Source organism: Patescibacteria group bacterium (genome assembly GCA_004297735.1).
GTDB lineage: Bacteria > Patescibacteriota > Saccharimonadia > UBA4664 > SCTI01 > SCTI01.
Genome location: SCTI01000002.1, coordinates 436,936 through 459,090 on the forward strand (window position 1 = coordinate 436,936; position 22,155 = coordinate 459,090).

Annotated in this window: 28 protein-coding genes and 3 tRNA genes; 24 read left to right on the plus strand and 7 right to left on the minus strand. The window is 51.4% G+C overall.

Translation table 11 applies throughout. The features are described 5' to 3' along the window. Positions 1-57 precede the first annotated feature (57 nt). The 6 genes from EPO04_03980 to EPO04_04005 all read left to right on the plus strand — a co-directional run bounded on the left by EPO04_03980 (position 58) and on the right by EPO04_04005 (position 6,009). The gene (locus EPO04_03980; GenBank protein TAK89225.1) at positions 58-735 is read left to right on the plus strand and encodes a response regulator transcription factor; all 678 of its coding nucleotides are present in this window, start codon (positions 58-60) and stop codon (positions 733-735) included. 3 nt (positions 736-738) lie between these two features. Then, positions 739-1,767, plus strand: a complete 1,029-nt coding sequence (locus EPO04_03985) for a HAMP domain-containing histidine kinase (GenBank protein TAK89226.1) — start codon at positions 739-741, stop codon at positions 1,765-1,767. A 58-nt stretch (positions 1,768-1,825) separates the two neighbouring features. After that, positions 1,826-2,356, plus strand: coding sequence for a hypothetical protein (locus EPO04_03990; GenBank protein ID TAK89227.1), 531 nt, complete (start codon positions 1,826-1,828; stop codon positions 2,354-2,356). 158 nt (positions 2,357-2,514) lie between these two features. After that, entirely contained in the window at positions 2,515-3,693 is a 1,179-nt protein-coding gene (locus EPO04_03995; protein TAK89228.1) for a hypothetical protein, read from the plus strand. A gap of 25 nt (positions 3,694-3,718) precedes the next feature. Beyond that, positions 3,719-4,309 carry a hypothetical protein gene (locus EPO04_04000; GenBank protein ID TAK89229.1) on the plus strand — a complete coding sequence of 197 codons (591 nt, stop codon included), beginning with the start codon at positions 3,719-3,721 and terminating at the stop codon, positions 4,307-4,309. 8 nt (positions 4,310-4,317) lie between these two features. Then, positions 4,318-6,009, plus strand: coding sequence for a DUF3459 domain-containing protein (locus EPO04_04005; GenBank protein TAK89230.1), 1,692 nt, complete (start codon positions 4,318-4,320; stop codon positions 6,007-6,009). Here EPO04_04005 and murA read toward each other — a convergent pair. Continuing rightward, the gene (gene murA, locus EPO04_04010) at positions 5,981-7,282 is read right to left on the minus strand and encodes a UDP-N-acetylglucosamine 1-carboxyvinyltransferase (protein TAK89231.1); all 1,302 of its coding nucleotides are present in this window, start codon (positions 7,280-7,282) and stop codon (positions 5,981-5,983) included. The two genes, EPO04_04005 and murA, sit on opposite strands and share 29 nt — an antisense overlap. Before the next feature lie 85 nt (positions 7,283-7,367). Between murA and EPO04_04015 the strand changes: the two genes are divergently transcribed. From EPO04_04015 to EPO04_04055, 9 genes are all read left to right on the plus strand, one after another. Next, on the plus strand, positions 7,368-8,174 hold the full coding sequence (locus EPO04_04015; GenBank protein ID TAK89232.1) for a hypothetical protein: 807 nt from the start codon (positions 7,368-7,370) through the stop codon (positions 8,172-8,174). Positions 8,175-8,209: 35 nt separating this feature from the next. Next, positions 8,210-8,286 (plus strand) — tRNA-Arg (locus EPO04_04020). Positions 8,287-8,395: 109 nt separating this feature from the next. Then, a complete protein-coding gene (locus EPO04_04025) occupies positions 8,396-8,782 on the plus strand; it encodes an ArsR family transcriptional regulator (protein ID TAK89233.1) in 387 nt (128 codons plus the stop codon). A 245-nt stretch (positions 8,783-9,027) separates the two neighbouring features. Then, the gene (locus EPO04_04030; GenBank protein TAK89234.1) at positions 9,028-9,282 is read left to right on the plus strand and encodes a hypothetical protein; all 255 of its coding nucleotides are present in this window, start codon (positions 9,028-9,030) and stop codon (positions 9,280-9,282) included. A gap of 93 nt (positions 9,283-9,375) precedes the next feature. Then, positions 9,376-9,867 carry a hypothetical protein gene (locus EPO04_04035; GenBank protein ID TAK89235.1) on the plus strand — a complete coding sequence of 164 codons (492 nt, stop codon included), beginning with the start codon at positions 9,376-9,378 and terminating at the stop codon, positions 9,865-9,867. A gap of 103 nt (positions 9,868-9,970) precedes the next feature. After that, positions 9,971-10,046 (plus strand) — tRNA-Arg (locus EPO04_04040). 7 nt (positions 10,047-10,053) lie between these two features. Then, positions 10,054-10,130: transfer RNA gene (locus EPO04_04045), tRNA-Lys, on the plus strand. A gap of 97 nt (positions 10,131-10,227) precedes the next feature. Continuing rightward, a complete protein-coding gene (locus tag EPO04_04050) occupies positions 10,228-10,671 on the plus strand; it encodes a hypothetical protein (protein ID TAK89236.1) in 444 nt (147 codons plus the stop codon). A 106-nt stretch (positions 10,672-10,777) separates the two neighbouring features. Further along, positions 10,778-11,059 (plus strand): DUF4287 domain-containing protein, encoded by a 282-nt coding sequence (locus tag EPO04_04055; protein TAK89237.1) that lies wholly within the window; start codon positions 10,778-10,780, stop codon positions 11,057-11,059. A gap of 22 nt (positions 11,060-11,081) precedes the next feature. Here EPO04_04055 and EPO04_04060 read toward each other — a convergent pair whose 3' ends face one another. After that, the gene (locus EPO04_04060; protein TAK89238.1) at positions 11,082-12,425 is read right to left on the minus strand and encodes a hypothetical protein; all 1,344 of its coding nucleotides are present in this window, start codon (positions 12,423-12,425) and stop codon (positions 11,082-11,084) included. A gap of 55 nt (positions 12,426-12,480) precedes the next feature. Between EPO04_04060 and EPO04_04065 the strand changes: the two genes are divergently transcribed. Next, a complete protein-coding gene (locus EPO04_04065; GenBank protein ID TAK89239.1) occupies positions 12,481-12,969 on the plus strand; it encodes a YqeG family HAD IIIA-type phosphatase in 489 nt (162 codons plus the stop codon). Between the two features lie 60 nt (positions 12,970-13,029). Here the strand turns inward: EPO04_04065 and EPO04_04070 are convergent, their stop codons facing one another. Beyond that, positions 13,030-13,455 carry a hypothetical protein gene (locus tag EPO04_04070; GenBank protein TAK89240.1) on the minus strand — a complete coding sequence of 142 codons (426 nt, stop codon included), beginning with the start codon at positions 13,453-13,455 and terminating at the stop codon, positions 13,030-13,032. Positions 13,456-13,712: 257 nt separating this feature from the next. Between EPO04_04070 and EPO04_04075 the strand changes: the two genes are divergently transcribed. Continuing rightward, positions 13,713-14,063: a DUF1801 domain-containing protein gene (locus tag EPO04_04075; protein TAK89241.1), complete on the plus strand. Its 351-nt coding sequence runs from the start codon at positions 13,713-13,715 to the stop codon at positions 14,061-14,063. Positions 14,064-14,065: 2 nt separating this feature from the next. Further along, positions 14,066-15,064 (plus strand): hypothetical protein, encoded by a 999-nt coding sequence (locus EPO04_04080; GenBank protein ID TAK89242.1) that lies wholly within the window; start codon positions 14,066-14,068, stop codon positions 15,062-15,064. Here the strand turns inward: EPO04_04080 and EPO04_04085 are convergent, their stop codons facing one another. Next, positions 15,065-15,259 (minus strand): hypothetical protein, encoded by a 195-nt coding sequence (locus tag EPO04_04085; GenBank protein TAK89243.1) that lies wholly within the window; start codon positions 15,257-15,259, stop codon positions 15,065-15,067. An 89-nt stretch (positions 15,260-15,348) separates the two neighbouring features. Between EPO04_04085 and EPO04_04090 the strand changes: the two genes are divergently transcribed. The 4 genes from EPO04_04090 to EPO04_04105 all read left to right on the plus strand — a co-directional run bounded on the left by EPO04_04090 (position 15,349) and on the right by EPO04_04105 (position 18,611). After that, positions 15,349-15,960 carry a hypothetical protein gene (locus tag EPO04_04090; protein TAK89244.1) on the plus strand — a complete coding sequence of 204 codons (612 nt, stop codon included), beginning with the start codon at positions 15,349-15,351 and terminating at the stop codon, positions 15,958-15,960. A 3-nt stretch (positions 15,961-15,963) separates the two neighbouring features. After that, a complete protein-coding gene (locus EPO04_04095; GenBank protein TAK89245.1) occupies positions 15,964-16,350 on the plus strand; it encodes a hypothetical protein in 387 nt (128 codons plus the stop codon). Between the two features lie 362 nt (positions 16,351-16,712). Beyond that, entirely contained in the window at positions 16,713-18,035 is a 1,323-nt protein-coding gene (locus EPO04_04100) for a M20/M25/M40 family metallo-hydrolase (GenBank protein TAK89246.1), read from the plus strand. A gap of 18 nt (positions 18,036-18,053) precedes the next feature. Beyond that, the gene (locus tag EPO04_04105; GenBank protein TAK89247.1) at positions 18,054-18,611 is read left to right on the plus strand and encodes a hypothetical protein; all 558 of its coding nucleotides are present in this window, start codon (positions 18,054-18,056) and stop codon (positions 18,609-18,611) included. A gap of 4 nt (positions 18,612-18,615) precedes the next feature. Here the strand turns inward: EPO04_04105 and EPO04_04110 are convergent, their stop codons facing one another. Genes EPO04_04110 through EPO04_04120 form a run of 3 tightly spaced genes read right to left on the minus strand, consistent with a single transcriptional unit; the run spans position 18,616 to position 20,392 of the window. Next, a complete protein-coding gene (locus EPO04_04110) occupies positions 18,616-18,891 on the minus strand; it encodes a hypothetical protein (protein ID TAK89248.1) in 276 nt (91 codons plus the stop codon). Beyond that, positions 18,881-19,705 (minus strand): ZIP family metal transporter, encoded by an 825-nt coding sequence (locus EPO04_04115; GenBank protein ID TAK89249.1) that lies wholly within the window; start codon positions 19,703-19,705, stop codon positions 18,881-18,883. The genes EPO04_04110 and EPO04_04115 overlap by 11 nt, the downstream gene beginning before the upstream one ends. 24 nt (positions 19,706-19,729) lie before the next feature. After that, the gene (locus tag EPO04_04120) at positions 19,730-20,392 is read right to left on the minus strand and encodes a 1-acyl-sn-glycerol-3-phosphate acyltransferase (GenBank protein ID TAK89250.1); all 663 of its coding nucleotides are present in this window, start codon (positions 20,390-20,392) and stop codon (positions 19,730-19,732) included. 48 nt (positions 20,393-20,440) lie between these two features. Between EPO04_04120 and EPO04_04125 the strand changes: the two genes are divergently transcribed. Both EPO04_04125 and EPO04_04130 read left to right on the plus strand, forming a co-directional pair. Next, positions 20,441-21,184 (plus strand): hypothetical protein, encoded by a 744-nt coding sequence (locus tag EPO04_04125; protein TAK89251.1) that lies wholly within the window; start codon positions 20,441-20,443, stop codon positions 21,182-21,184. Next, the gene (locus tag EPO04_04130; protein ID TAK89252.1) at positions 21,177-22,148 is read left to right on the plus strand and encodes a methyltransferase domain-containing protein; all 972 of its coding nucleotides are present in this window, start codon (positions 21,177-21,179) and stop codon (positions 22,146-22,148) included. The genes EPO04_04125 and EPO04_04130 overlap by 8 nt, the downstream gene beginning before the upstream one ends. The last annotated feature ends 7 nt before the right edge of the window (positions 22,149-22,155 follow it).

Genomic DNA, 22,155 nt, shown 5'->3' on the forward strand with positions numbered 1-22,155 from the left:
GCAGGAGTCGAAGCAAACTTTCAGCAAACCCTCAGCTACCAGGTGTACAATTGGATTATGCGAATTCTGGTAGTTGAAGACGAAAAAAAGATTGCGGACGCTATTAAAAAGGGACTCGAGCAGGAGTCTTTTGCGGTTGATGTTGCCTACGATAGCGACGAGGGATTGTCGATGGCGACGGTTGAGCAGTACGACGTAATGATTTTTGATCGAATGCTCCCCGGTCTACTTGAGGGGGTGGATATCGTTAAGGAACTCCGTCGGCAACAAATTCACACCCCAGTACTGTTACTGACGGCCAAAGACGGAGTCGGTGATCGAGTTGGCGGGTTGAATGCCGGCGCCGACGACTATTTAGTAAAGCCGTTCGCGTTTGAGGAACTGGTGGCCCGGGTGCGGGCACTGATGCGCCGACCGCAAGAAAGCACCGGCACGGTTTTAAAGATTGATGATCTAACGCTGGATACCTCAACCTATGAGGTTAAACGGGCGGGCAAAAAGGTGGAGCTGACGACTAAGGAGTTTGCGCTGCTAGAGTATATGATGCGCAACCAAAACCAGACTTTAACCAAAAACAACATCATTCAGCATGTATGGGATTTTGATTCCGATGTGCTGCCAAATACGGTTGAGGTGTACGTTGGCTACTTGCGTAATAAGATAGATAAACCGTTTAAAGGTCCAAATTTAATCCATACCTCCAGGGGGTTTGGCTATAAGTTGGCGGTGGAGTAAGCAATGTTTCGTTCGGCCATTGTTAAGCTAACCGCCGCCTACCTGGGCATCTTAATGATTATTAGTCTTGGTTTTAGCGCGGCGGTATACCAGGTTTCGTATAACGCCCTGGATGAAAGTTTACGCTTGCAAATTGAGGCAATTCAGCACCAGCCGCGGTTTCGCTACCTGCCACCGACGGCTGATTTTTTGCAGATTCACGACGAACAGTTGGAGCAGGGGCGAGACCGCATTGCCTTTAAACTTTTACTGGTAAACCTGATTGTTTTAGTTGTTGGAGGGGTTGGTAGTTACTGGTTGGCTGGTCGCACTTTGCGTCCGATTGAGGACGCGCTGGAGTCTCAGACGCGTTTTGCGGCCGATGCCTCACATGAACTACGGACGCCGCTAACGGCCATGCGAACCGAAATCGAGGTGGCATTACGCGACAAAAGCCTCAGGGTCGCGGACGCCAAAAACTTATTAGAAAGTAATCTTGAGGAGATCGATAAGCTGCGCAGTTTGGCGAACAGTCTACTAACTTTGTCGCGTTACCAGGCCGGCGGTCGAGTGGTATTTACCCAAACCGATACCAAGACGGTACTGGATATTGCGGTTAAGCGAGTGGAGGCCATAACCAAGGAGACCGGTGCCGTAATCAAGGTGGTCGGCGACAAGGTGAGCTTGCGGGGTGAACAGGAAAGTCTGGTGGCACTGGTGGTGATCTTACTCGAAAATGCGATGAAATATCGTCAGGCCAAACCCAAGATAGAGGTAGCGGTGCGGCGGGTGGGTCGTCGCGCTGAGATCGAGGTTAAGGATAATGGCATTGGTATAAAAGAGCAGGACTTGCCTAAAATTTTTGATCGCTTTTACCGAGCCGATGCCTCTAGGTCTAAATCGGTTGAAGGCTATGGGCTTGGCCTATCGATTGCTAAACAGATAGCCGCTATGCATCACGGGACGATCACGGCTAGCAGCAAGACCGGCAAGGGTACGACCATGGTGGTAGCTTTACCGCTCAACCAGCCCAAACAAAGTTTGCCGGTTTAAGCATTTTCTCAGACTCAATTTGTAGTATGGCTATGTCATTAAGGCATAAGGAGGAACCATGCGCGTACGAAAAACCATGGTGGCGGCAGGGGCGGCTACCGTTATTGGGCTAGGCTCGATGGTGGGCGTGGCATCGGCGCAGACCAGCACTACCGGTACTAGCTTGGTAGATAAGATTTCTCAGCGTTTTAACGTTGATAAGAACGAGGTCCAAAAGGTGTTCGATGAGGACCATACTGCGCGGGAGGCGGAGCGTGAGCAGCGTTATGAACAGCGGCTAACGCAGGCGGTTAAGGATGGTAAATTAACCGAGGATCAAAAGGCGAAGATTCTAGCCAAGCACAAAGAGCTTGAGGCTCAAATGGAGCAAAAGCGAGGATCAATGAAGGCGGAAAGAGATGCGATGGACGGCAAAACCGAAGCCGAGCGTCAGCAGCTGATGGAGCAACGTAAGGCCGAGATGGATAAGCTCAAGTCGGATATTGAGGCCTGGGAGAAAGCCAACGGCATACCAACCGGTTACTTGATGATGGGAGGTCCTGGCGGCGGTATGCGCGGTCACGGCGGCCCGGGAGGTGCCAACCTTTAACTACCCTACTACTAACGAAAGATGACCTTCACCCAAATAAAAACGGCCCCCTGGAGGGGTCGTTTTTATTGAGGCTTGTGGTCAATATGCCAATGCTTTAAGCTACCACTAGTGTGGTTTTTAAGGATATCCTCAGTTTTGGGTTGTAGGTTGTTTGTATGAGTAAGACTCAAGGCAGCAGCCGAATTTTAGCATTGGATTTATTGCGCGGTTACTTATTGGTGGTTATTTTAATTGACCATTTGGCGCTGTTTCCGGGTGGGTTTGAACTTATAACCGGTAAGGGCTGGCTGTGGGCCTCGGCCGCCGAAGGGTTCTTTATTATTTCGGGAATGATGATTGGATTGATTCGCGGCAAAGAGTTACGTAAGCGGCCTTTTAACGAGGTGCGGAACAAAATTTGGCAGCGAGCGGCTCAGCTGTATTTGTGGGCGGTTGGTTTAACGCTGGCCTTTACCGCGATCGGCTTACTCTTTATCGGTCACGCCGACTTAAAACCCGGACTGGCGGTTGGCCAATCCTGGCCGACCTTAATTTGGCAGTCGCTCAGCTTTCAGTACCTTTACGGGTGGGCCGACTTTTTGTCGCACTACGCGATCTGTATGGCACTGGCTCCACTGGCGCTGTACGCCTTGCATAAAGGTTGGTGGCGTCAGCTAATTGCCGGTTCGTTACTAATTTGGTGGTTCCGCGGTAGCAACTTTGTGGCGGCCTGGCAGCTGTTGTTTGCAGGCGGAATGATAGCCGGCTACTATCTTAAACCACTAGAAGCATGGGTGAGCAACTGGTCATCAATTACCCGTCGACAGGTGCGGCAATCGATGGTGGCGTTGAGCGTCATAACTGTAAGTCTGAGCGTGCTGGTGGTTCATGTCCGGCCATGGCTACATCAATCCCCACCGGCGAGCGGCTTAAGCGCTCAGTTGGTTGGCGGTCTGCAAGGTCTAGCCACGCTAACCGGCGACTGGTTCGATAAGCTGTCTTTGGCGCCTGGAAGAATCTTGATGGCTGCGCTCTGGTTCGCCACCATTTACGTCTTGTTCCGTAAGTACGAAACCGCAATCGATCGTTGGCTTGGCTGGTTGCTGCTGCCGATGGGGCGCAACAGCCTGTTTGTGTATATCGCTCAAAGTATATTGGTGTTCCTGGTGCCACTGTTTTTGCCAACCACCACCAACCTACTGGTTAATCTTGGCTTAAACGCGCTGGCCATACTGTTTATTTGGCGAATCACACTGCTGTATAGCCATGAGCAAAAGGCAAAGCAAAGAGCCGACCAGGCCGCCAACCTCAACCCAGCACCAATTGGTACTACCGGTCTTAATCTGGAATCATAAGCGCTATTACTGATATAGTAGTAGCATGAAACCGCTTGGCAATCTGAACCAAACCCTCAAGCGCATCTTTATACCAACCCCGCTTCAGGTTTTTGTGAGCCTGGGCGTGGCCGTGGCAATAATGGTGATCGCTTACCGTAATTTATTGGTAGCCCTAGCCGCTCAAGGCTCTTATGTGCCGGAGTCCGACATTAGCCAGACGCTAAATGACCAATTGGTACAACTCAGCTCGCTGCCTTTTATTGAAAAACTGTCGGTTGGCCTGTTTTGGGCGGCGGTGGCTTGTGTGGCCTACATTGGCTACATCGCGGTGAGCAACGTTTTAATATCGATGCGAAACAACTATGTTATTGATACGCAGTTTCTTAACGAAGAAGGCAGCTGGCGCCACCGTGCCCACTCGTTGGTGGTTAAGGCTGGTTGGCTGGTCTTACTGCTGGGGACGGTGGTGCTAACCTTAACGGTGCTTTTGCCGTTGTGGCTGAGCATGTTTGGCGACCCGTTGCTGGTCGGGGCCGAGCTCCCGATTATATACGTCCCCTTGGGCTTACTGGGGCTAACAGTAAACGTTTATGTGGTTTGGATGTTGATTCTTGCAATTAAGTACTCTGAGTAGCGGCTGATATGAATGGCGAGGTGAGATCAGCTGGTTTAGAAACAACCGAATGGTGGAAGGGCGGACTAATCTACCAGATTTACGTGCGCTCTTTTTTTGACAGCAACGATGACGGAATTGGCGATTTGCAGGGCGTAATTGCTAAACTGGACTACCTGCAAGAACTGGGCGTGGACGGAATTTGGCTGTCCCCCATAACGGTGAGCGCCAACGCCGATTGGGGCTACGACGTGATTGATTATTACAATGTTGATCCCGATTTGGGAACGCTGGAGGACTTTGATCAGCTCATTGCCGAAGCTCACAGCCGTTCGATCAAGGTCATTACCGACTTTGTACCTAATCACACCAGTACTAAGCACCCATGGTTTCAAAACGCTCTTACCGGCCGAGGAGCAACCTATCGGGATTGGTATATCTGGGCCGATCCAAAGTATGGGCGGCGGCCGCCGTCAAACTGGCGCTCCGCATTTGGCGGTGGAGCCTGGAAGTACCATCCATCAACCAAGCAGTACTACTTACACAACTTCCTTACCGATCAAGCTGACCTAAACTGGCGCAATCCAAAAGTGCGCCAGGAGTTTGAGAAAATTATGAAGTTTTGGTTTGGTCGTGGCGTTGATGGGTTCAGGATAGATGTGTTTAACATGCTGATTAAGGACGATCGCTTTAGGGACAATCCAGGTGTTCGCGATAACGACGGGCTAGAGGTTAAACTACTGGGGCAGCGGCCGGTTTATAACATTTCGCGGCCGGAATTACATGACATCCTAAAGTCCTGGCGCGACATTGCGGAATCGTACAAAGAGCACAAGCTGCTGCTGGGCGAGAGCACTCTGTTGTACAACGTGCGTCAGCTCGCCTCCTACTACGGCTCGCACGATGAGCTGCAACTAGCCTTTAACTTGATGTTTATTCACACCCCGTTTAGGGCTAAAGACTTGCGCCGAGTGGTTGAGCGAACCGAAGCGGCGATTGTGGCCCCGGATTGGCCGGTATGGACCGGTTCAAACCATGATCAGCCAAGATTCCCGAGTCGTTGGGCCGCCGGCGATCCGCGGCGAGCGCGTCTGGCACTCATGATGCTGTTGACCTTACGGGGAACCCCGGTGCTTTATTACGGTGATGAGATTGGCTTGGTTAACACCAACGTACCGCCATGGAAGTTAAAGGATCCGGTAGGGAGGCGACTGTGGCCAATCTACCCTGGGCGAGATCGAGCTCGTACCCCGATGCCGTGGGCCGATGTTGCTGGCGGCGGCTTTACCGATCCTGATGTCACGCCGTGGTTGCCGTTTGGTGATCTAAACAAATACAGCGTGGGTACACAGTGGCAGCTCAAGGACTCAACCTGGAACTTTACCAGAGATTTAGTGGCTTTGCGCCGTCGTTTGCCCGACTTGCAGACCGGCCGTTATGGTTCGTTGTCGGTCGCGCCAAACGTGTGGGCCTGGGAGCGTGGCAAGGCGACCAAGGTGGTATTAAATATGTCATCACAGCCACAGGATATAAACGGTTTGGTTGGTCAGGTTGAGATTGGAACCAACCGTCAACGCGATGGCGAAATCATCACCCAGCACCTCTACCTAGAGCCGTGGGAGGGCGTAGTATTAACGGCGGTTCCTGGTGCAAAAACCGGTAAACAGCCGGCCAGCAAGGCAAAGTTAAAAGTTAGTCGGTCGAAAAGTCGGCACCGATAGCGGATAGCTTATCGGTAACGGTTGGGCCGTACCCGCGGATTAAATGTTCAACCCCACTTAGGCGAGAGGTTCCTGGCGCGACCAGGGCGGCGATGACGTAGGCCATGCCGGCCCTAATGTCGGGCATCTCAATATCGGTTGCAGTTAGAGGGGTGGCGCCACCAATAATAGCGCTGTGCTTGTAGCCTTTGCCCTTAAAGCGACAGTGCAACTCCCCCAGGCACTTAGAAAACACCCCAATATTGGCGCCCATTTGCCGCAGCGCTTCGGTATAGCCAAAGCGATCCTCAAACACCGTCTCGTGAATCACCGACATACCTTGAGCCTGAGTTAGCAGTACCACCATGGGCTGCTGCCAGTCGGTCATAAAGCCAGGATGAGTGTCGGTTTCGAGTTCAATACCGCGTAACGGCTGGTTGCCGCGCGCAAACCGAATGCCATCACTTTCGATTTGGTAGCTTGCACCCACTCGCCGCAAAGTGTTAAGAAAGGTGATCATATCATCCTGCTTGGCGCCCTTAACCAGGATATCTCCTCCGGTAGCAATAGCGGCGACCGCGTAGGAGGCGGCCTCCATGCGGTCGGGCATAACCGTAAAATCAACGCCGCCAAGGCGCTCAACCCCATCAATAATAATCACGCGATTGGCACGGAACTCAATAATGGCTCCCATCTGCTGCAGCATCTTAATTAAATCTACAATCTCCGGTTCGATCGCGGCATTGTGAATATAGGTCCGACCCTTAGCTAGAGTGGCGGCCAGAATAATGTTTTCGGTACCCATAACGGTAGGGAAGGGCAGATGAATCGTAGCCCCGTGTAGGCCGGTGGTTTGGGCGTCGTACTCACCCTGCTTTTCTTCAAACGTCGCTCCCATTTGTTTGAGGGCGTTAATATGAAAGTTGACCGGGCGTGGCCCAATGTTGTCGCCGCTAGCCAGCGGCAGCTCGGCGTGACCGGCGCGGTGCAGCAGGGGCGAAATCGCTAACACGCTGAGTCGATTTTGGCGGCTCTGTTTAGCCACCTTGGTGTTGGTGATTTTGGGGGTGTGTATGTTAAGCTCATTACCGTCACGAATCACCCTAGCGCCAACCGCTTCAAGAATGTCGGCCGTAATATCGACCTCGCTAATGTCCGGTACATTGCGGAGGGTGACCGGCTGATCGGTTAGTAGGCTAGCGATCATCATCTTGCTAATCGCGTTTTTGGCGCCACCAATTGTGACTGTGCCATGTAGGGGCTTGCCGCCGGTGATCGATATGGTATTCTTCATCGCTACCATTGTAGCGCGCCAAACGGTTTCGTACTAGCGCAACATAAGCAATATGGTATGATAGGGGCAATAAGAAAGAAAACCTATGGCAACGGCAAAAACCACCAAAAATCCGATCCCAGTAAAGTACGAGTCAAACCCATTTAATTTAATAACCGCGTCGCTGGAGGCCTACAAGCTCAACATTCGTGGCTTGGTGTTCGCAATAGTTTCGCTTTTTGTGATAGCGCTCTTCTTTGTGATCGCGGTGATTGTGGCGGCCGGCATGGTTTATAGCGGTTTGAGCGGGGGTGCGGCGTTGTTCGGAGGGCTTTTATTGCTGCTTTTACTGTTCTCGCTGTATGCTCTTTATATTCAGAATTTCCTGCTGGTGATTATGCTGGCGGCGGCGCAGGGTCAGCGATTAAGTATCGGTGAAGGCAGTAAGCGAGCGATTCGGCTAATTCCTAAACTGTTTGTAGTCGGTTTGCTCTACGCCTTAGCGGTGATAGGCGGATTCATCTTGTTTATCATCCCAGGCTTCATCTTTATGGCTTGGTTTGCGCTGGCATCCCTCGCCGCAATTCACGAAGATCTTGGTCCGGTCGCGGCGTTAAAGCGGAGTCGCCAGCTAGTGCGCGATCATCTTATTGAAACCTGGGGGCTCTTGGGCCTGCAAAGCACCATTCTTGGTATAGTCATGCTTGCCTCGATGCCAGTTCGTTATCTCCAGCTGGTTCAGCTTAAAGACGGTAAGCTGGATAAGGCTGAGCTGCACTGGGCTAACTATGTTGCAATCGTAATTGGTATGGTTTCGGGTATAACCCTCAATATTCCGCAGGAAAAACCCCAAAAGCCGTACCAGCCCCCGGCTCCTCATTACGAAGTCGGTAACGGCGGCCCGTCACTTTAGATTATTACTTAACCTAGATATAATGAGGCGGTTGTGCGCCCGTAGCTCAGTTGGATAGAGCGTTGGTTTCCGGTACCAAAGGCCGGGGGTTCGAGTCCCTCCGGGCGCACCAGCAATAATTACTGAATAATACTTGTGTTTTTAAAGTAAATATGTTATTATATGCAATCTCGTAATTAAATAGCGGGACAACGCACCTCGACTTTAGAAAGTGGGTCATCATGGCCAAGCAGTCCAAGGTGAAGCTTCGCGAGAAGCCGAAGCAGACTCGAAAGAGCGAGCAGGCCAAGACTGAGGCGGTGGCGATCACCAAGGCGCTCGGTCATCCGCAGCGGCGACAGGTGATCATCTGCCTTTCGGTCGGCGACAAGGCGATGAGCAGCCCCAGCAAGGTGGCTGACTTCATCGACGAACCGCTCGGAACCGTCAGCTACCACGCGCGAAAGCTCCTCGAACTGGGGATGATCGCCGAGTTCGACACGACGCCGGCTCGGGGCGCCATCGAGCACCACTACCGGCTCACCGCACTCGGCAAGCGGGCGTTCGAGCGCATCACGCTCGACAACCCCGAGGAGGTCGATGCTTTGCTCGAGCCCGACGAGTCGTAAGGCTCACAACCGGTTCCGATAGACGAAAGTCCGTCGGAACCGGCCAACGCAATTATTTTTAATGCTACAATACAGCAACGTAGTTCATGTAAAACTCAACTTAAGGCTGGTCTATCCTGAAAACATCGATTGAACCCACCGATGCAGATCGGCAGCTCAAGGATGACTTTGACGCTGTCCACGCCAAGTTTGCCGGACGCGATCCGTTGTGGTTGCGAGCGGTTGGTGATGACCGTTGGCTGCTGATGATCAACAGTTATGGCGTCAGCATGCGAACTCGGCCGGGAGTGTTGCCTCCGGAGATTCATTCCTTTCACCTGAGCGAGGTCGGCGATCAAGGTCCGGTGTGGCTTGCGATCACACAAAGTGCTCGAACCAGTCGGGATCACCAACTGCCCCTACTCGCGGACCTGTGTCATGAGGCCACGACGGCAGATGGCTGGTTTGATGTTTGTGATACCGCCAACCTGCCGGACGAGCTCCGCAGCGAGAACTACTAAAAGATGGCGACGGTTTGACTGTCGCCATCGCCCACTTGCACTTATGCTTGCATTATCGTAGAATTATCGCCGTCCCCTACTAGGAGGAAGCACGTGATGGGTTTGCTCCAAAGATTGGAAGCCCTCCGGCGCAGGAAGAACTGCGATTTTGGTGACGAGCGCACGGTGTTGCTCGTTACAGCCATTGGTCCAGATGGCGACATCGACGGGCTGTACAACGACATTGTGTGGAACATGGACGCACCGCGCATTCTGGTGGTCTACACCAAGGAGTTGTACGCCAGCGAGACCGTCACCGGTCTATGTGAAAGGTTCGGTTTGGAGGCCCCTGTCTGCAAACTCCAGGTTCCGTACATCGCCGGTCACCGCCACAACTTCATTGTCGAAGCTGAGCGTCAGCTGGTCGGCTATGCCGGCTTCGATCTGGTGATCGTCTGCGAGGATTTTCAGGCAGCTCCGAGTCTGGCCAACTTCCTCGACTGTCGCATCCAGCAGACGCCCAGTCCTCGCCCTGGTGATGTTTACCGACTACAGGTTGAGTCGGAGCTGTGCGAGCTGGTTGGTAGCCGCCTGATAGCCGCGTGAAATCAAAAGCCCTAACGATCATTGCACACGTTGCGATGGTCGTTGGGGCTGGTCAAACTCATCAATAAGTGGTATTATTTCTCGGTCTAAGGACGCGCTACGAGCGCTCGTAGCTCAGTGGATAGAGCACTTGGCTTCGGACCAAGGTGTCGGGAGTTCGAATCTCTCCGAGCGCGCCATTTACATGGGCCATTAGCTCAGTTGGTTAGAGCAGAAGACTCTTAATCTTCGTGTCCTGGGTTCGAATCCCAGATGGCCCTCCAGGAATTATACTTGCTATTTTATACAACTTATGCTATAATATATGACGCTAAACCAGGTATGAGTTTAGTGAAACTCGCATTCCGATAAGGAGACTCGTTGCTTAACGCCCGATGTATTTCGGTAGTCGCGGCTGCTTTGCTGTCGCTGATCGTGAGCCAGGCTAATGCTGGCGGTGCGCCAGCGGTCCCGGACGGGATCAACCTGTACTACGATGTTCCTACTCACGTGGTGTATGTCCAGGTCGGCTTTCCGCTCGCCGACCAAGAAGAGCATCACTGCAAGCTGGAGTTGCAGCGTCGGTTCAGGGGTAAGGGCTGGGTCGCTGTGGCGGAAGGCTATGCGGACTCCGGTCCGTCCGTCGGTCGCTGTGAGGCTTACGGCAAGTTTGCAATTAGCTCGCTTCGGAGGATGGCGAAGAGTCGTCCGCTTCGAATTCAGGGCTACGTGGATGGGGACATGTTCTACAGCCGTCGGCTGACGCGCAAGATGCTCCGCCACCCGACGGAGTACATGACTCCCTCCTATGGCCCTTCGGGCTAAACACTTCACGACCCCGATGCGGCTCCGGCCCATCGGGGTCGCATCACTTTAAGTAATTATTTTTGATATCATGTAGGTAAATTATTAACCCAAGAATGGTTGGCCTATGTCATTTCAAGCCTATTTAGACAACATTGAACAAAAAACCGGCAAAACGCCAAATGAGTTGATTGAGCTAGCTCAGGCCAAAGGCTTTGACAAAGATACTAAAGCGGGGGAGATAGTAGACTGGTTAAAGCAAGATTTTGATCTTGGACGTGGGCACGCGATGGCCTTGGTTCACGTTATTAAAAAGGGTCCGATGATTGGCGATAAGCACGTTGGGAGCGGTGGCTCTCACAATGACGATAGCAATGAGCTACGCCTTGATGGTATTAAAAACCGATAAGTAAAAAGTTAGTAACGATAATTCAACGCAACCGGCCGGTGATAGCGCCCCACATTTGTTGGAGCATTGTTAATTTAAATATGCTGCCAGGACGAGGACGGTCGCCTTCGGCTGGGACATAAAGCCTGAGTGCCTTTGGCAAGCAGGTAACGGTAATTGGAGCGTTGTAGGTTTCGCGTTCGCCATCAACACCAACTACGATCGAGTAATTGGAGCTGTTAATTTTAAAGCTGGATAGCTCGACTTGTTGTAGGCTGGAGTTTGCGCCATTGTTGGAAAGTTGTTTAAGTCCAATATTCCGGAGCAGCTGGCGGACCATAGCGTCATCGATTGTTGGTACAACATTAATTTGAAGCACGCCACCATCGAGCTGCTGGCGATGGCCAAGCTCAAATAAGCTCATAGTGTTGTAGCGGTTGACTCCGATTAAAACCACTACGGCTTGTGAGTACCGCTTTTTACCCATGGTAAATTTTAAATCGTAAGCCGGTTTTTTGCCGGTTAATAAATCTTGAAGCACATTCCTGGCGGCCTGTATCTTATGGGCGCGGTATTGAGGTTGATCAACCATATCCGCGTAAATACCAAACGAGGCGTTGTTTAAAAATATTCGGTTGTTAATTTTAGCGACATCAATTCTTCGCTCAACCCCATAAAAACCCGCTAGGGCGTCAACCAACCGGTTCGGGTCCAGACCAATATCGCGAGCAAAATGACAACGAGTTCCGCCTGGTAGAACCACCAGGGGCAGGTTGTTGCTGATCGCGATTTGAGCGATTGCGCCAATACTGCCATCTCCTCCAGAAATACCGAGCACATCGGCGCCGTCATCAACCGCTGCTTGTGCGAGCTGCTCGATTTTACTTCCTGGCGTGGTGGTAACCACCTTTATGCCCTGCTTTTCGGCCGCGGCGGCAAGTCCGGCTTTAACGGCCCGGCCATCGCCGGACTTGGGGTTGATTATTAGAACCGGCTTTTTAAAAGGAGATTGGCGCTGCGATTCTCCTTGAAGTCTACGTTCTTGCCAATATTGCCTGCGTAAAGCCGCAAATAGACCAGAATAAAATAGGCCCATAATTACGGTTATGGCCAAAACGCGGGTGTTGCCTGGCTCCCGTGCAAAGGCAACCAGTTCGACTATCAATAAAATAGCGCTAATGCCGGCTAAACCAAGCCCGCCGCGGAACCGGCCACCATGACCGGTAAACATTAGCCATCCGGCGTACGATAGAACCAGCGTGGTAGCAATAAATAACGACATGAACACTATATTAAAAAGCACCAAATAAAACAGTGCAAAAAAGGTGAGGAGATAAAAGATTACACCCAGTAAGGCGAGTAGACGCCAGCGTATAGAAAATTGCATAATAACTCCCCTTTGAACCTAGTATATAATGATTTACCAATGATTAAGTTATTGCATGTTCAAATCCAAAGTTAAATCAGCTATACGTCCGCACCACGTTGTCGACTCCGTCCTGCACATTGATGTCGCTATGCTACGCCAATCCGGCGTGCGCTACGTGGTTTTTGATGTTGATGAAACATTGGTGCAGAGTCGTAAAAATCAGATTGCAGCGCTTAAAGTTCAGCATATTAATAGTTTGCGTCAGGCCGGCCTGAATATTTTAATTGGTAGCAATTCTCGACGCGATCTTAGTGCTATTGCCGAGTCGATTGGAGCCGTAGTAGTGCCCGCCAGTCGGGTGGTCCAAAAACCTCGAAAAAAATATTACCATCGTATTACTGAGGCAGCAGCAGTACCTCCCCACCAAATCATGATGGTGGGCGATAGGCTGCTAAACGATGTGGTTGCCGCCAAACGCGCCGGGCTAAAGACGACCCTAGTAAGGCCGGTCAAGCGGCGACCAGGGATGGTGTTTTTATTTTTGCGCCGGCGATACGGTTAAAGTAGAGCAATAATTGCGGGTTGCCCCGGCGCAACCGTTAGGTCGTACCGGGACAGTAGTTCAGGCCGCGAGAGGAGGAGTGGTTTTCAGCTCCGCACCAATCTCTTCAATGTCTGTGCTGGCTTCGTCGTGTTCAAGTAGGAGGTCTTGAAGGCTGACCACGCTCTTATGGAGCAGTTCCCCCAGCTTATTGACGAGGGCCTGCGCCAGGTTCGGGTTGACCTCAAGCAGATAAATGAGCTCCTTACCACTGAGGGTCCGGAAGCTGTGCCGGTAGGCATCATCTATGCCCTCCAGTGGGGTGCGCGCCCAAACGGCTAGCTTCCCATTGGTATCGAGGACCATCTCGTAGAGCTCACCCCTGTTCGCTGATTCCGGCTCGTAGTGGAAGCCGTTAACAGCTGTAACCGTGAATAGCTGAGTTCCAGTGCTGAGGGGCGGATCGATTTTGCCCTTGATGCTGTGAGGGTTCTTGCCCAGCTCCATTAGATCGATGATCTTTTGGCTGTCGGGTAGGTGTTGCAGTAGGGGTCGGCACTTCTCGATCGCCCGCTTGACAACAGCGAGCTGCTGTTCGGGCGTTGAAGTATTGGTGGACACCGTACTGTCCTCTCGGGTTGAGGTGTTAAAAAGGCAAGGTACAGCCGGGCCGGCTGAGATCGTTATACTACATTTTAGGAGCGCGGCATAGAGTTTATATTTTTGATGCCCACCGAGCTTGGTGATTATGCCATAATACAGACATGGGAGTTGTTGCCGACTACTTAAAAGACCTACCGGAGCCACAGCAAACCGAGCTGCGGCGGGTTCAGGCAATTATTGTTAAAACTGCACCCGAGGCCGAGGAGGTAATAACCTATGGCATGCCAGGGTATAAATACAAAAAGAAATATTTAGTGAGCTTTGCAGCTTTTAAGGACCACATGAGTTTGTTCCCGGGCGCTATGCCGGTTGAGGAGTTGGCAGATGAACTGCAGGAGCACAAAACATCAAAGGGAACGGTTCAGTTTACGGTCGAAAAACCGCTCTCAGAAGATTTAATCACTAAACTTGTCGGTCTCAGTCGTGATAGAATCGACGGAAAGCTGAGGTAACTGTGAATTCGCCCGAAAATCCAACCAAACCAGGAGTAGAGCAGCAGCTGCCGAGTCGCCCGGAGGGCGCCAAGACGGTAGAGGATATAGTTGAAGCGCTTGATCATGATAGGGATAAAGCTGATAGGGCGGCATTAGAGCATGGCCCAAGCCGAGAGTTGGCGGCTGCGCTGGCAGCGGAGATTGGCACACAGGTCCAGCTTGATCAAAGGGTCTCGCAGGAGCAGGGAATAACATATGCGGAGTGGCAAAAACGGTCAGCGGAAGAGGCGCGGGATGATATTGACCCGCTGACACTTTCGATGGAGCTGGCTGACTACGCGGCTGGAAAAGGTGAATTAAGCAGTAGAGCCCAGCAGGAATTAGAGAATCGAGTTGATCAAATTAACGCTGAGCTTGATGAGCTAGAGGATACTGGTTTTAGTACCCAAACCATTCAGAGGTTACGTGGCGCTGACGAGCCTTACGATGTCACCATGATAGCGGAGCGCTACCGTGCACTTTCGGAGCTGCGCAAGGGTGAGAGTCAGCTGCCAGATTCGTCCGAAGCAGCTAAAGGTCAACAGGACCAGGAGCGGCAGGCATCCAAGGCTGAAGGGGATGCCTTTAAGGCAGCCTATGAGGCGGCAGGTATTGAGGGAGAGCTCCGTGGCGAGTCGGGATACACCGACAGTAAGGGAATCGAACTGGTGGTTGAAGCGATGCGCGAACAAGGCATGAGCGAGGGCGAGATGGCTGGTTTCGCGCGGAGGCTAGCTGCAAAATATGAACAGTTTTTAGATTCTGCCAAGACGATTCATGCCGATAAATCGCCACAGACTCAGGGTATGTGGGCTGAAAATCAGACCTGGAGCACGCTTAACCGGGATCCGGTGTGGCAAAAAATCGATTCAAAGATAGACCAGTATGGCGATACTCTGGCCGGCATGGGCTCGCGAATTAGCCGCGATAAGGTAATGAGTAGCTTCTTGATTTTTGCACTTCAGGCAAATCGTCGCTAACTACTTACCAGCCAAAAAACCAATTAGGTCGTAAATCACAAAAGCTGGCCAGACCAGAGCCTGAAAGACCCCAACGATAAAGCCCCAAATGCCCTCGGAATGCTGGACGTAGTAAACTAGCGCCCCAATTAAACCTAAGCCGTAGACCGCGTTACCACCACCATTAGCCGCGGCGTTATATTTGTTGCTAGCCATATCACCTCTCCCTTTATGCCTTTATTATGCGCCAAATTGGTTGCCTAGACAAACCGGAGTAAAATAGAGATATAAGCGGAGGGCTCACCATGAAGGTCGATTTTAAGAAGAGTTTGGATTCATACAAGGCAAAACACGGTGAGTTCCGAGTGCTCGAGGTGCCATCAATGCAGTACTTAATGGTTGATGGTCATGGCGCGCCTGAAGCACCCGATTTTGCGCATGCAATTGAGGCGGTTTACCCGGTGGCTTACACGCTCAAGTTTATGAGCAAGCAGCAGCTGGATAAGGATTACGTGGTCCCGCCAATGGAGGGGCTGTGGTGGGCAGATGATATGTCGGTGTATGCGTCTGGCGACAAAAGCCAGTGGGACTGGACGGTGCTACTGATGGTGCCGGACTGGATTACCGACGAAATGTTTGAAGCGGCTAAGCAAAAAGTTGCGAGCAAGAAAGAAGTACCGGTGCATTTGGATAAGATTCGACTAGAAACTTTGGCTGAGGGTACATGCGTACAGACGCTACACATTGGATCATTTGATAACGAAGGCCCGGTGCTAAGTGAGATGCACAACACCTACATCCCGGAGCACGGTTACAAGATGACCGGTAGGCATCACGAAATTTATATGAGTGATATGCGCCGCGTACCGGAAGACAAGTTGAAGACGATTTTGCGTCAGCCGGTAGAGAAGATTTAGCGCATGAAGAGTGTCGTGTTTTCGGGCTCATTACGGTATGCGGATCAGATGTCACAGTGGGTTCAGGAGTTACAGGGTCGTGGCGTTAAGGCGTATGCGCCACAACAAAAGCAGCCTCAAGACTGGAACCAGCTGCCCGATGCGGATCGCCGCAAGTTGCAGCTTAGGTTTATTAACGAGCATAATCAAGCAATAGACGATTATGATGTTTTATTTGTGTTTAATCCTGAGGGGAGAGTCGGCAATAGTGTAACGCTGGAGGTTGGTTACGCCCTGGCTAAAGCCAAGCCGGTATATGCGATGACACGTGATAGCGAGCTTGGTCGCGATGTGTTGTACGCTGGGTATTGCAAATCTGTTGAGGGGCTCATTCAGCAATTATCTGTTTGACATTCAAAACGGCAGCGTGCTAGGCTGCCTGCAATGAATACAGTAACCAACCACAAGTTTTGGCATTTTGGACTCGCTCTGGACGGCGAGCCGGTGGTTGGTGTTACTCAAAATTAAGCAATCGTAAAGCTTTAAACACAAACCACCCGCCCGCTCTCCAGAGCGGGTTCTTTGTACCTACGACCAAAGGAGGTGAGCTCATGCCGCACGGCTTCGAGTTCGATCCGCACAAGTGGTAGCAGCTACCACCTTGTAGTAACGTAGGACATCTCGGTTAACTTGAGTTGGTTTGGGTTGGCCGACTGGGTGGGGCGCGTTTATAGCGCGCTCCACCCACAACATAAGGTAATATAGGAAATATCATGTTTAAGACTTACGCAAAGCTATTAAAAGAGTTTGTCGCGCTTAAAAGCATCTCTACCGACGAGCGGTTTTTACCGGAAATGGATAAGACGGTGAAGTGGCTTAAGGATTTGTTTGAGCAAAATGGCTTTACGGTAACGTTGCTTACAGACAAGGAGTGTAGCCCGGTGGTGGTGGCGCGATACGACGCCGGAAAGCCGCGAACAACTCTGGTTTACGGCCACTACGACGTGCAGCCCGCCGAGGTCAGCCAGGGATGGAACGGCGATCCGTTTGATCTGCGCGAGGACAAGGGGCGACTGATTGGTCGCGGATCGGTGGATAATAAAGGGCAGATACTGGCTCACATGGTGGCGGTATTTGAGCGCATCAAGGATGGTTCGTTAGACGCAAACACAATCTTTTTGATTGAAGGTAATGAAGAGACCACCAACCCTTGCCTAGACAGAATGATTGAGCAGAACAAAGAGCTGTTGGCTTGCGATGAGCTGTTGGTATCGGATGGCGACATGACCAACAATCGACCGACGCTCGAAGCGACCTTGCGCGGTGGTTACAACCTGCGGGTTAAAGTGCGGACCGCTCGCACCGATATGCACTCCGGCTTGGTTGGAGGCGCGGTACCGAATGCAGCCAAGGTGCTTGCAGACGCCTTGGCGAGCTTGACCGATCAGCGAGGGCGCGTTTTGGTAGATGGTTTTTACGATGGCATGGTTGAGCCGACCGAAGCGATCCGCTTGGCCAACGCCAAAATCGCTAAGACCATGAATGCCGATCAGCACTTTGGTGTAAAGCAGCTGGTAACGGCCAACGAAGTTGATTTCTACACTCAAACCGGCCTGTATCCGACCCTGCAGATAAGTGGCATTAACTCCGGTTATACCGGCGTTGGTTATGCCAACATTGTGCCTGCCACCGCTGAAGGTAGAGTTAATGTTCGCACGGTGGTAGGCCAGGATGTGTTGAAAAATGCACAGGCGGTTAAGTCGCACCTACTCGCGGCGCTGCCAGATTATACCGTGGCAACCATTGATTGGACCGGCGAGCATGGCGCGGTTGAGCTCAACCTAAAAACAGAGGCGGCTCAGCGATCCCGCGGCTTGCTAGCCGAGACGTATGGCGGGGAGGTGGTCACCTCTTACGTTGGTGGCGCGATCCCAATTGTGGCCGATTTTCAACGACTGCTGGGAGTTGACCCCCTACTTGTGCCGTTTGCAAACGATGATTGCAACATGCACGGGGCCAACGAGAACTTTCGGATTGATCTGGCGCGCAAGTCGCTCGAGTTTAGCTACAGTTGGTTTGGCGCCCCGGCAGAGTAGCTTGCTATACTGGTAGGCATGAAGAACGCTTTGATTTTACATGGTACCGATGCCGACCACACCAGCCACTGGTTTAGCTGGCTGGGGGAGCAGCTGGAGCAAGCGGGCTACAAGGCCTGGGTGCCAGATCTGCCGGGTGCAGATTATCCTTCGATTGAGCGCTATAATGATTTTTTGCTGAGCTCAGAGTTTGAGTTCAGTCAGGAGACCATTATCGTTGGCCACTCTTCGGGTGCGGTTGAGGTGTTGGGGCTTTTAAATGATGAGCGGTTTAAGGCCGTAGTAAAGGCCTGTTTTATGGTCGGAGTCTTTGAAGGTGATCTGGGATGGGACAAGCTGGTTGGCATGAAAGCGGATTTTGATTATGAGGCCATTAAGTCTAAGTCAAAACGGTTTGTGGTGATCCATTCCGATAACGACCCGCACTGTCCGCTTGAAGGGGCCAAACGAATTGCCGGCAAGCTGGAGGCTGAGTTTATTATGATTCCGGGCCAGGGCCACTTTTCAGCTAAAGATAACGCGGAGTATGTTAAGTTCCCTAAACTACTTAAGATCGTTGAAGAAACAGTCCTATAGAGGTTTAGTGACGAACTATTCGAATAAGTCTGAAGACGAGATATATTGCGCCTGTAATAACCACGAGGTCAAATAGGCTAATTATTAGGTTAATAGCCGAGATGATAACAGCGCTTTTAACCACTGGCTCAGCTAAATTGGTGTAGGCAATAAGTGGTAACGGAAGACCGCCGATATAGTTGGCGGTAGCAAGCCAAGAACTGGTGGCTTCGGGATGATAAAGAATAACCGATAATAAAAATACCCCAACCCCAAAAGTAAACGCGCGCTTAAAATTCATTACTTTGTGATGTCTCAATATTTAAAGTATGTTGCCCTTCGCCGCCGTGAGTATGTGGCATGAATACACTGATTAAAACAATAGTGCCGATTCCAACTAAAAAGGGCAGAGTCAACTTGCCGCCACTGTGGCGTCGGTGCTGCAAGTCGGGAATAATATCGGCGGCGGCAATGTACAAAAACATACCGGCGGCCAGACCAAGTAAGAGGCCTTGAGTTGGCTCGGTAATCTCCCCCACTAGGATAACCATCACAGCTCCTAATACAGCGGTAAGCCCAGATAGCCCATTTAAGACTAGAGCCCGCATCTTGCTCATGCCAGCCTTAGTGAGGATGGCGTAATCGGCCACTTCTTGGGGAATTTCGTGAGCGGCAATTGCCAGAGTGGCGGCAAAACCCAGGGCTGGATCGGCCAAAAAGGCAATCGCAATGGCAATACCATCAACCAAGTTGTGTAGTCCGTCGCCAACCACAACCAGCCACCCGGCCGGCCGCACGTGGTCTTTGTGAGGGTGACCTGACCCGTCATCGGTTTGAGGGTGGTGGTGCAGACGGCTAAACAGACGGTCTAGGTAAAAGAAGGTTACAAATCCAAATAAAGCGGCGTAGAGGGGTGCCGGACTACCTGGATTAGCCTCGATCGCTTCTGGTACAAATTGCAGAATGGAACTGGTTAATAAAACTCCGCCGGCAAAGCTCAAAAAGTACAGCTCATGCTGCCTGACCCAGCGTTGCGGAATGGCTACAATTACCAAAACCGCAATTAGGCTAACGGCGGTAGTGGCAAGTAGGGCGTAAAGGGCGTTAATGTCCATGATGAAACTATAATATCATGGCTATCAGATACGGTGGTGTTTCCCTAGCTTGAAGGACAGGTCTAGAATCTTCTGCGCAGTTAAATTTTGGGCCGATACCGGTTGGCCAATTACCACGCTGCACTGGCGAATCCAGCCACGTTTATGCCATAAAACGCTAGCTGGCAGGATATCGCAGTCAACATTTTGGGCTAGTACTGCAACTCCAGATCTGGCCGGCCTGCCCCGCCACGGCGATCGCTTGCCTTCTGGAAAAATAAAAATGGTTTGGCTTTTTAATAGCAATTGTTCGGCAACTCGTAAGCCGTAAGGCAGGCGTTTGTGCTGAAAGGCTGGAAAGCTACCGCACAGTAACAAAATAATATTGAGTGGAAAAAAGAAAAGGTCGTTAGCGGTAAAAAAACGATACGGCATTAGCTTAAAGTAGGCTCGCCAGGGCAAGCTGCTTAAGACCAAGAAGTGGTCCATACGACACTGGTGGTTGGACGATATGATTAAGGGGCGGTCACGATTAATATGGGTTGGTTGCCAGAGCGATTGGGACTTGCGGACAAACAGAGGCGCGACCATGCGAGTTGGTAGCCAAAGAATGGACTGGGTGATAACCACCATAGCAACAAACCACCGGCTCTCAAGCAGTGATTCAGGGGCGGGGTCGGTAATGGTGTTTGATTTGCTACGGTTCATCAAGCTGTTATTATGATCATAGATTTAGAAGCAAAACGCAAACCTCTTATGAAGCGACTTTTCTACAGCCGACTGCATCGCCATATCCTGGGTAAGCCCGAGCAGCGTTTGCGATCCTACATTACCGATCACCCTGGCCATCTAGATGCCGCCCAGCGACTTCATGCCGAGGTTTATTTGGCGAAGGGCTACATTTATGAACAAGATGTTAATGGCGACGGAAAAATAAATGATATAGCTGATCCACATAAAGACGGTTCAACCTATTTTGTGACCACACGCATAAACGAAGGTGGCAAAGAGGAGGTGGTAGCTTCTGCTCGTCATATTCGTAGTCATAAAAAAGGTGGTAGTGACCTTCCCCTGCTTCAACAAGCTAGTATTGAGCAAAAATATCGCCAAGAAATTCAGGGTTATCTGCCGTCACAATGTGTAGAGGTGTCGGCCTTGGTTAAGAGGCGGGGCTTTGGCATGGTGGCTAGCTTACTGCTTTATCGCGAAATGTGGCGACATAGCCGCGATCGAGGGGATAAGCTATGGCTGATGGCTTGTAGTCCGGCCTTACTAAAGCGACTGCAGCAGCTGTTTGGCTCAACTCTAATCCAGATTGGACCACCCACGCCGTATACCGGTGAAGAAATCATTCCGGTTATGCTTAAAGTAGAGGAGGGGGAGGCGCGGTTGCGGCGCGAGGCCCGCCGCAGTTGGCATCCGGGGCGACGATTTTTGTATCGCGAGCTACTAGCCTTCTTTACCGCTGACGATCATTTTTTGCTGAGGCAGTATGACTGATTGGATGATTGCTTTAGGATTTGCGGTGGCATGGGTTGTTACCTTTAAGCCGGCTTGGAGGTTGCTAATTCGCTTGGTGGTAGCGGCAAGCCAGCCAGACTTCCGCTTAACCAATGGTCGATTTTGGCTTGATTTTGCACTCTACCGGCTGATTATTTTTGTTCCTTACGTCATACCGCTAGTATTTGCTAGTAGGCTACCAAATTTATTGGTTCAACTAATATGGGCCTGGATCGGTTTGAGCATTATCGTATCGTTTGGTCGAATCGTTGGGGTCAAACAACTGGTTTCAGGATTGTGGCAGGTATACGGTTTGGTTTACGACGGTTTACTCAACCTCTATCCTTATCGGCATTTGCTTGAGCTGACGCGAGACCGGTTAGAACTGAGTAGTGCCAACAGGCTTTTAGATGTTGGTTGCGGTACCGGTAATTTATTGCAGTTGGTCGAGCCGACCGAGGGTGCAGAATTGGTTGGGGTGGATAGTTCGAGCGTGATGCTGTCGCGAGCTCGGCGCAAGCTGGGCGGAAGAGCCGAGCTGGTTAATAGTGAGCTGATTGAGTTTTTAGGTTTACAGCCCGACGCATCATATGATCGAGTGGCTCTAGTAAATGTGGCCTACGCGGTACCGAATCGTGAAGAGTTGTGGCGGCAGTGCTTGCGGGTGGTTAAGCCAACCGGTCGGATTGTCATGACCACCTCGATCGCGCCGGGTAGTAAGGTGATTGTGCAGGAGCATCTACGCCATGACCGTTGGTGGCGCCTGCTCCACCCCAAGTTATTAATGGTCGGGCTGGTCGACTTACTAATAAGTGAGCTGTCTCGTTCGGCGGTGTTTGAGTTCCCACCCCAAAAGCAGTTGATAGGCGAGATTCAACGCGCGGGTGGCCGCTGCAGCCAGATTGAACGCTGCTACGGCGGCCGAGAACAAGGCGTCAACATCATCTGCACCATTACCCGCTAGACACCTG

Coding starts and splice junctions, on each gene's coding strand:
- EPO04_03980 (TAK89225.1), top strand. CDS start 58: ATGCGAATTCTGGTAGTTGAAGACGAAAAAAAGATTGCGGACGCTATT.
- EPO04_03985 (TAK89226.1), top strand. CDS start 739: ATGTTTCGTTCGGCCATTGTTAAGCTAACCGCCGCCTACCTGGGCATC.
- EPO04_03990 (TAK89227.1), top strand. CDS start 1,826: ATGCGCGTACGAAAAACCATGGTGGCGGCAGGGGCGGCTACCGTTATT.
- EPO04_03995 (TAK89228.1), top strand. CDS start 2,515: ATGAGTAAGACTCAAGGCAGCAGCCGAATTTTAGCATTGGATTTATTG.
- EPO04_04000 (TAK89229.1), top strand. CDS start 3,719: ATGAAACCGCTTGGCAATCTGAACCAAACCCTCAAGCGCATCTTTATA.
- EPO04_04005 (TAK89230.1), top strand. CDS start 4,318: ATGAATGGCGAGGTGAGATCAGCTGGTTTAGAAACAACCGAATGGTGG.
- murA (TAK89231.1), bottom strand. CDS start 7,282: ATGAAGAATACCATATCGATCACCGGCGGCAAGCCCCTACATGGCACA.
- EPO04_04015 (TAK89232.1), top strand. CDS start 7,368: ATGGCAACGGCAAAAACCACCAAAAATCCGATCCCAGTAAAGTACGAG.
- EPO04_04025 (TAK89233.1), top strand. CDS start 8,396: ATGGCCAAGCAGTCCAAGGTGAAGCTTCGCGAGAAGCCGAAGCAGACT.
- EPO04_04030 (TAK89234.1), top strand. CDS start 9,028: ATGATCAACAGTTATGGCGTCAGCATGCGAACTCGGCCGGGAGTGTTG.
- EPO04_04055 (TAK89237.1), top strand. CDS start 10,778: ATGTCATTTCAAGCCTATTTAGACAACATTGAACAAAAAACCGGCAAA.
- EPO04_04060 (TAK89238.1), bottom strand. CDS start 12,425: ATGCAATTTTCTATACGCTGGCGTCTACTCGCCTTACTGGGTGTAATC.
- EPO04_04065 (TAK89239.1), top strand. CDS start 12,481: ATGTTCAAATCCAAAGTTAAATCAGCTATACGTCCGCACCACGTTGTC.
- EPO04_04070 (TAK89240.1), bottom strand. CDS start 13,455: ATGGAGCTGGGCAAGAACCCTCACAGCATCAAGGGCAAAATCGATCCG.
- EPO04_04075 (TAK89241.1), top strand. CDS start 13,713: ATGGGAGTTGTTGCCGACTACTTAAAAGACCTACCGGAGCCACAGCAA.
- EPO04_04085 (TAK89243.1), bottom strand. CDS start 15,259: ATGGCTAGCAACAAATATAACGCCGCGGCTAATGGTGGTGGTAACGCG.
- EPO04_04090 (TAK89244.1), top strand. CDS start 15,349: ATGAAGGTCGATTTTAAGAAGAGTTTGGATTCATACAAGGCAAAACAC.
- EPO04_04095 (TAK89245.1), top strand. CDS start 15,964: ATGAAGAGTGTCGTGTTTTCGGGCTCATTACGGTATGCGGATCAGATG.
- EPO04_04100 (TAK89246.1), top strand. CDS start 16,713: ATGTTTAAGACTTACGCAAAGCTATTAAAAGAGTTTGTCGCGCTTAAA.
- EPO04_04105 (TAK89247.1), top strand. CDS start 18,054: ATGAAGAACGCTTTGATTTTACATGGTACCGATGCCGACCACACCAGC.
- EPO04_04110 (TAK89248.1), bottom strand. CDS start 18,891: ATGAATTTTAAGCGCGCGTTTACTTTTGGGGTTGGGGTATTTTTATTA.
- EPO04_04115 (TAK89249.1), bottom strand. CDS start 19,705: ATGGACATTAACGCCCTTTACGCCCTACTTGCCACTACCGCCGTTAGC.
- EPO04_04120 (TAK89250.1), bottom strand. CDS start 20,392: ATGAACCGTAGCAAATCAAACACCATTACCGACCCCGCCCCTGAATCA.
- EPO04_04125 (TAK89251.1), top strand. CDS start 20,441: ATGAAGCGACTTTTCTACAGCCGACTGCATCGCCATATCCTGGGTAAG.
- EPO04_04130 (TAK89252.1), top strand. CDS start 21,177: ATGACTGATTGGATGATTGCTTTAGGATTTGCGGTGGCATGGGTTGTT.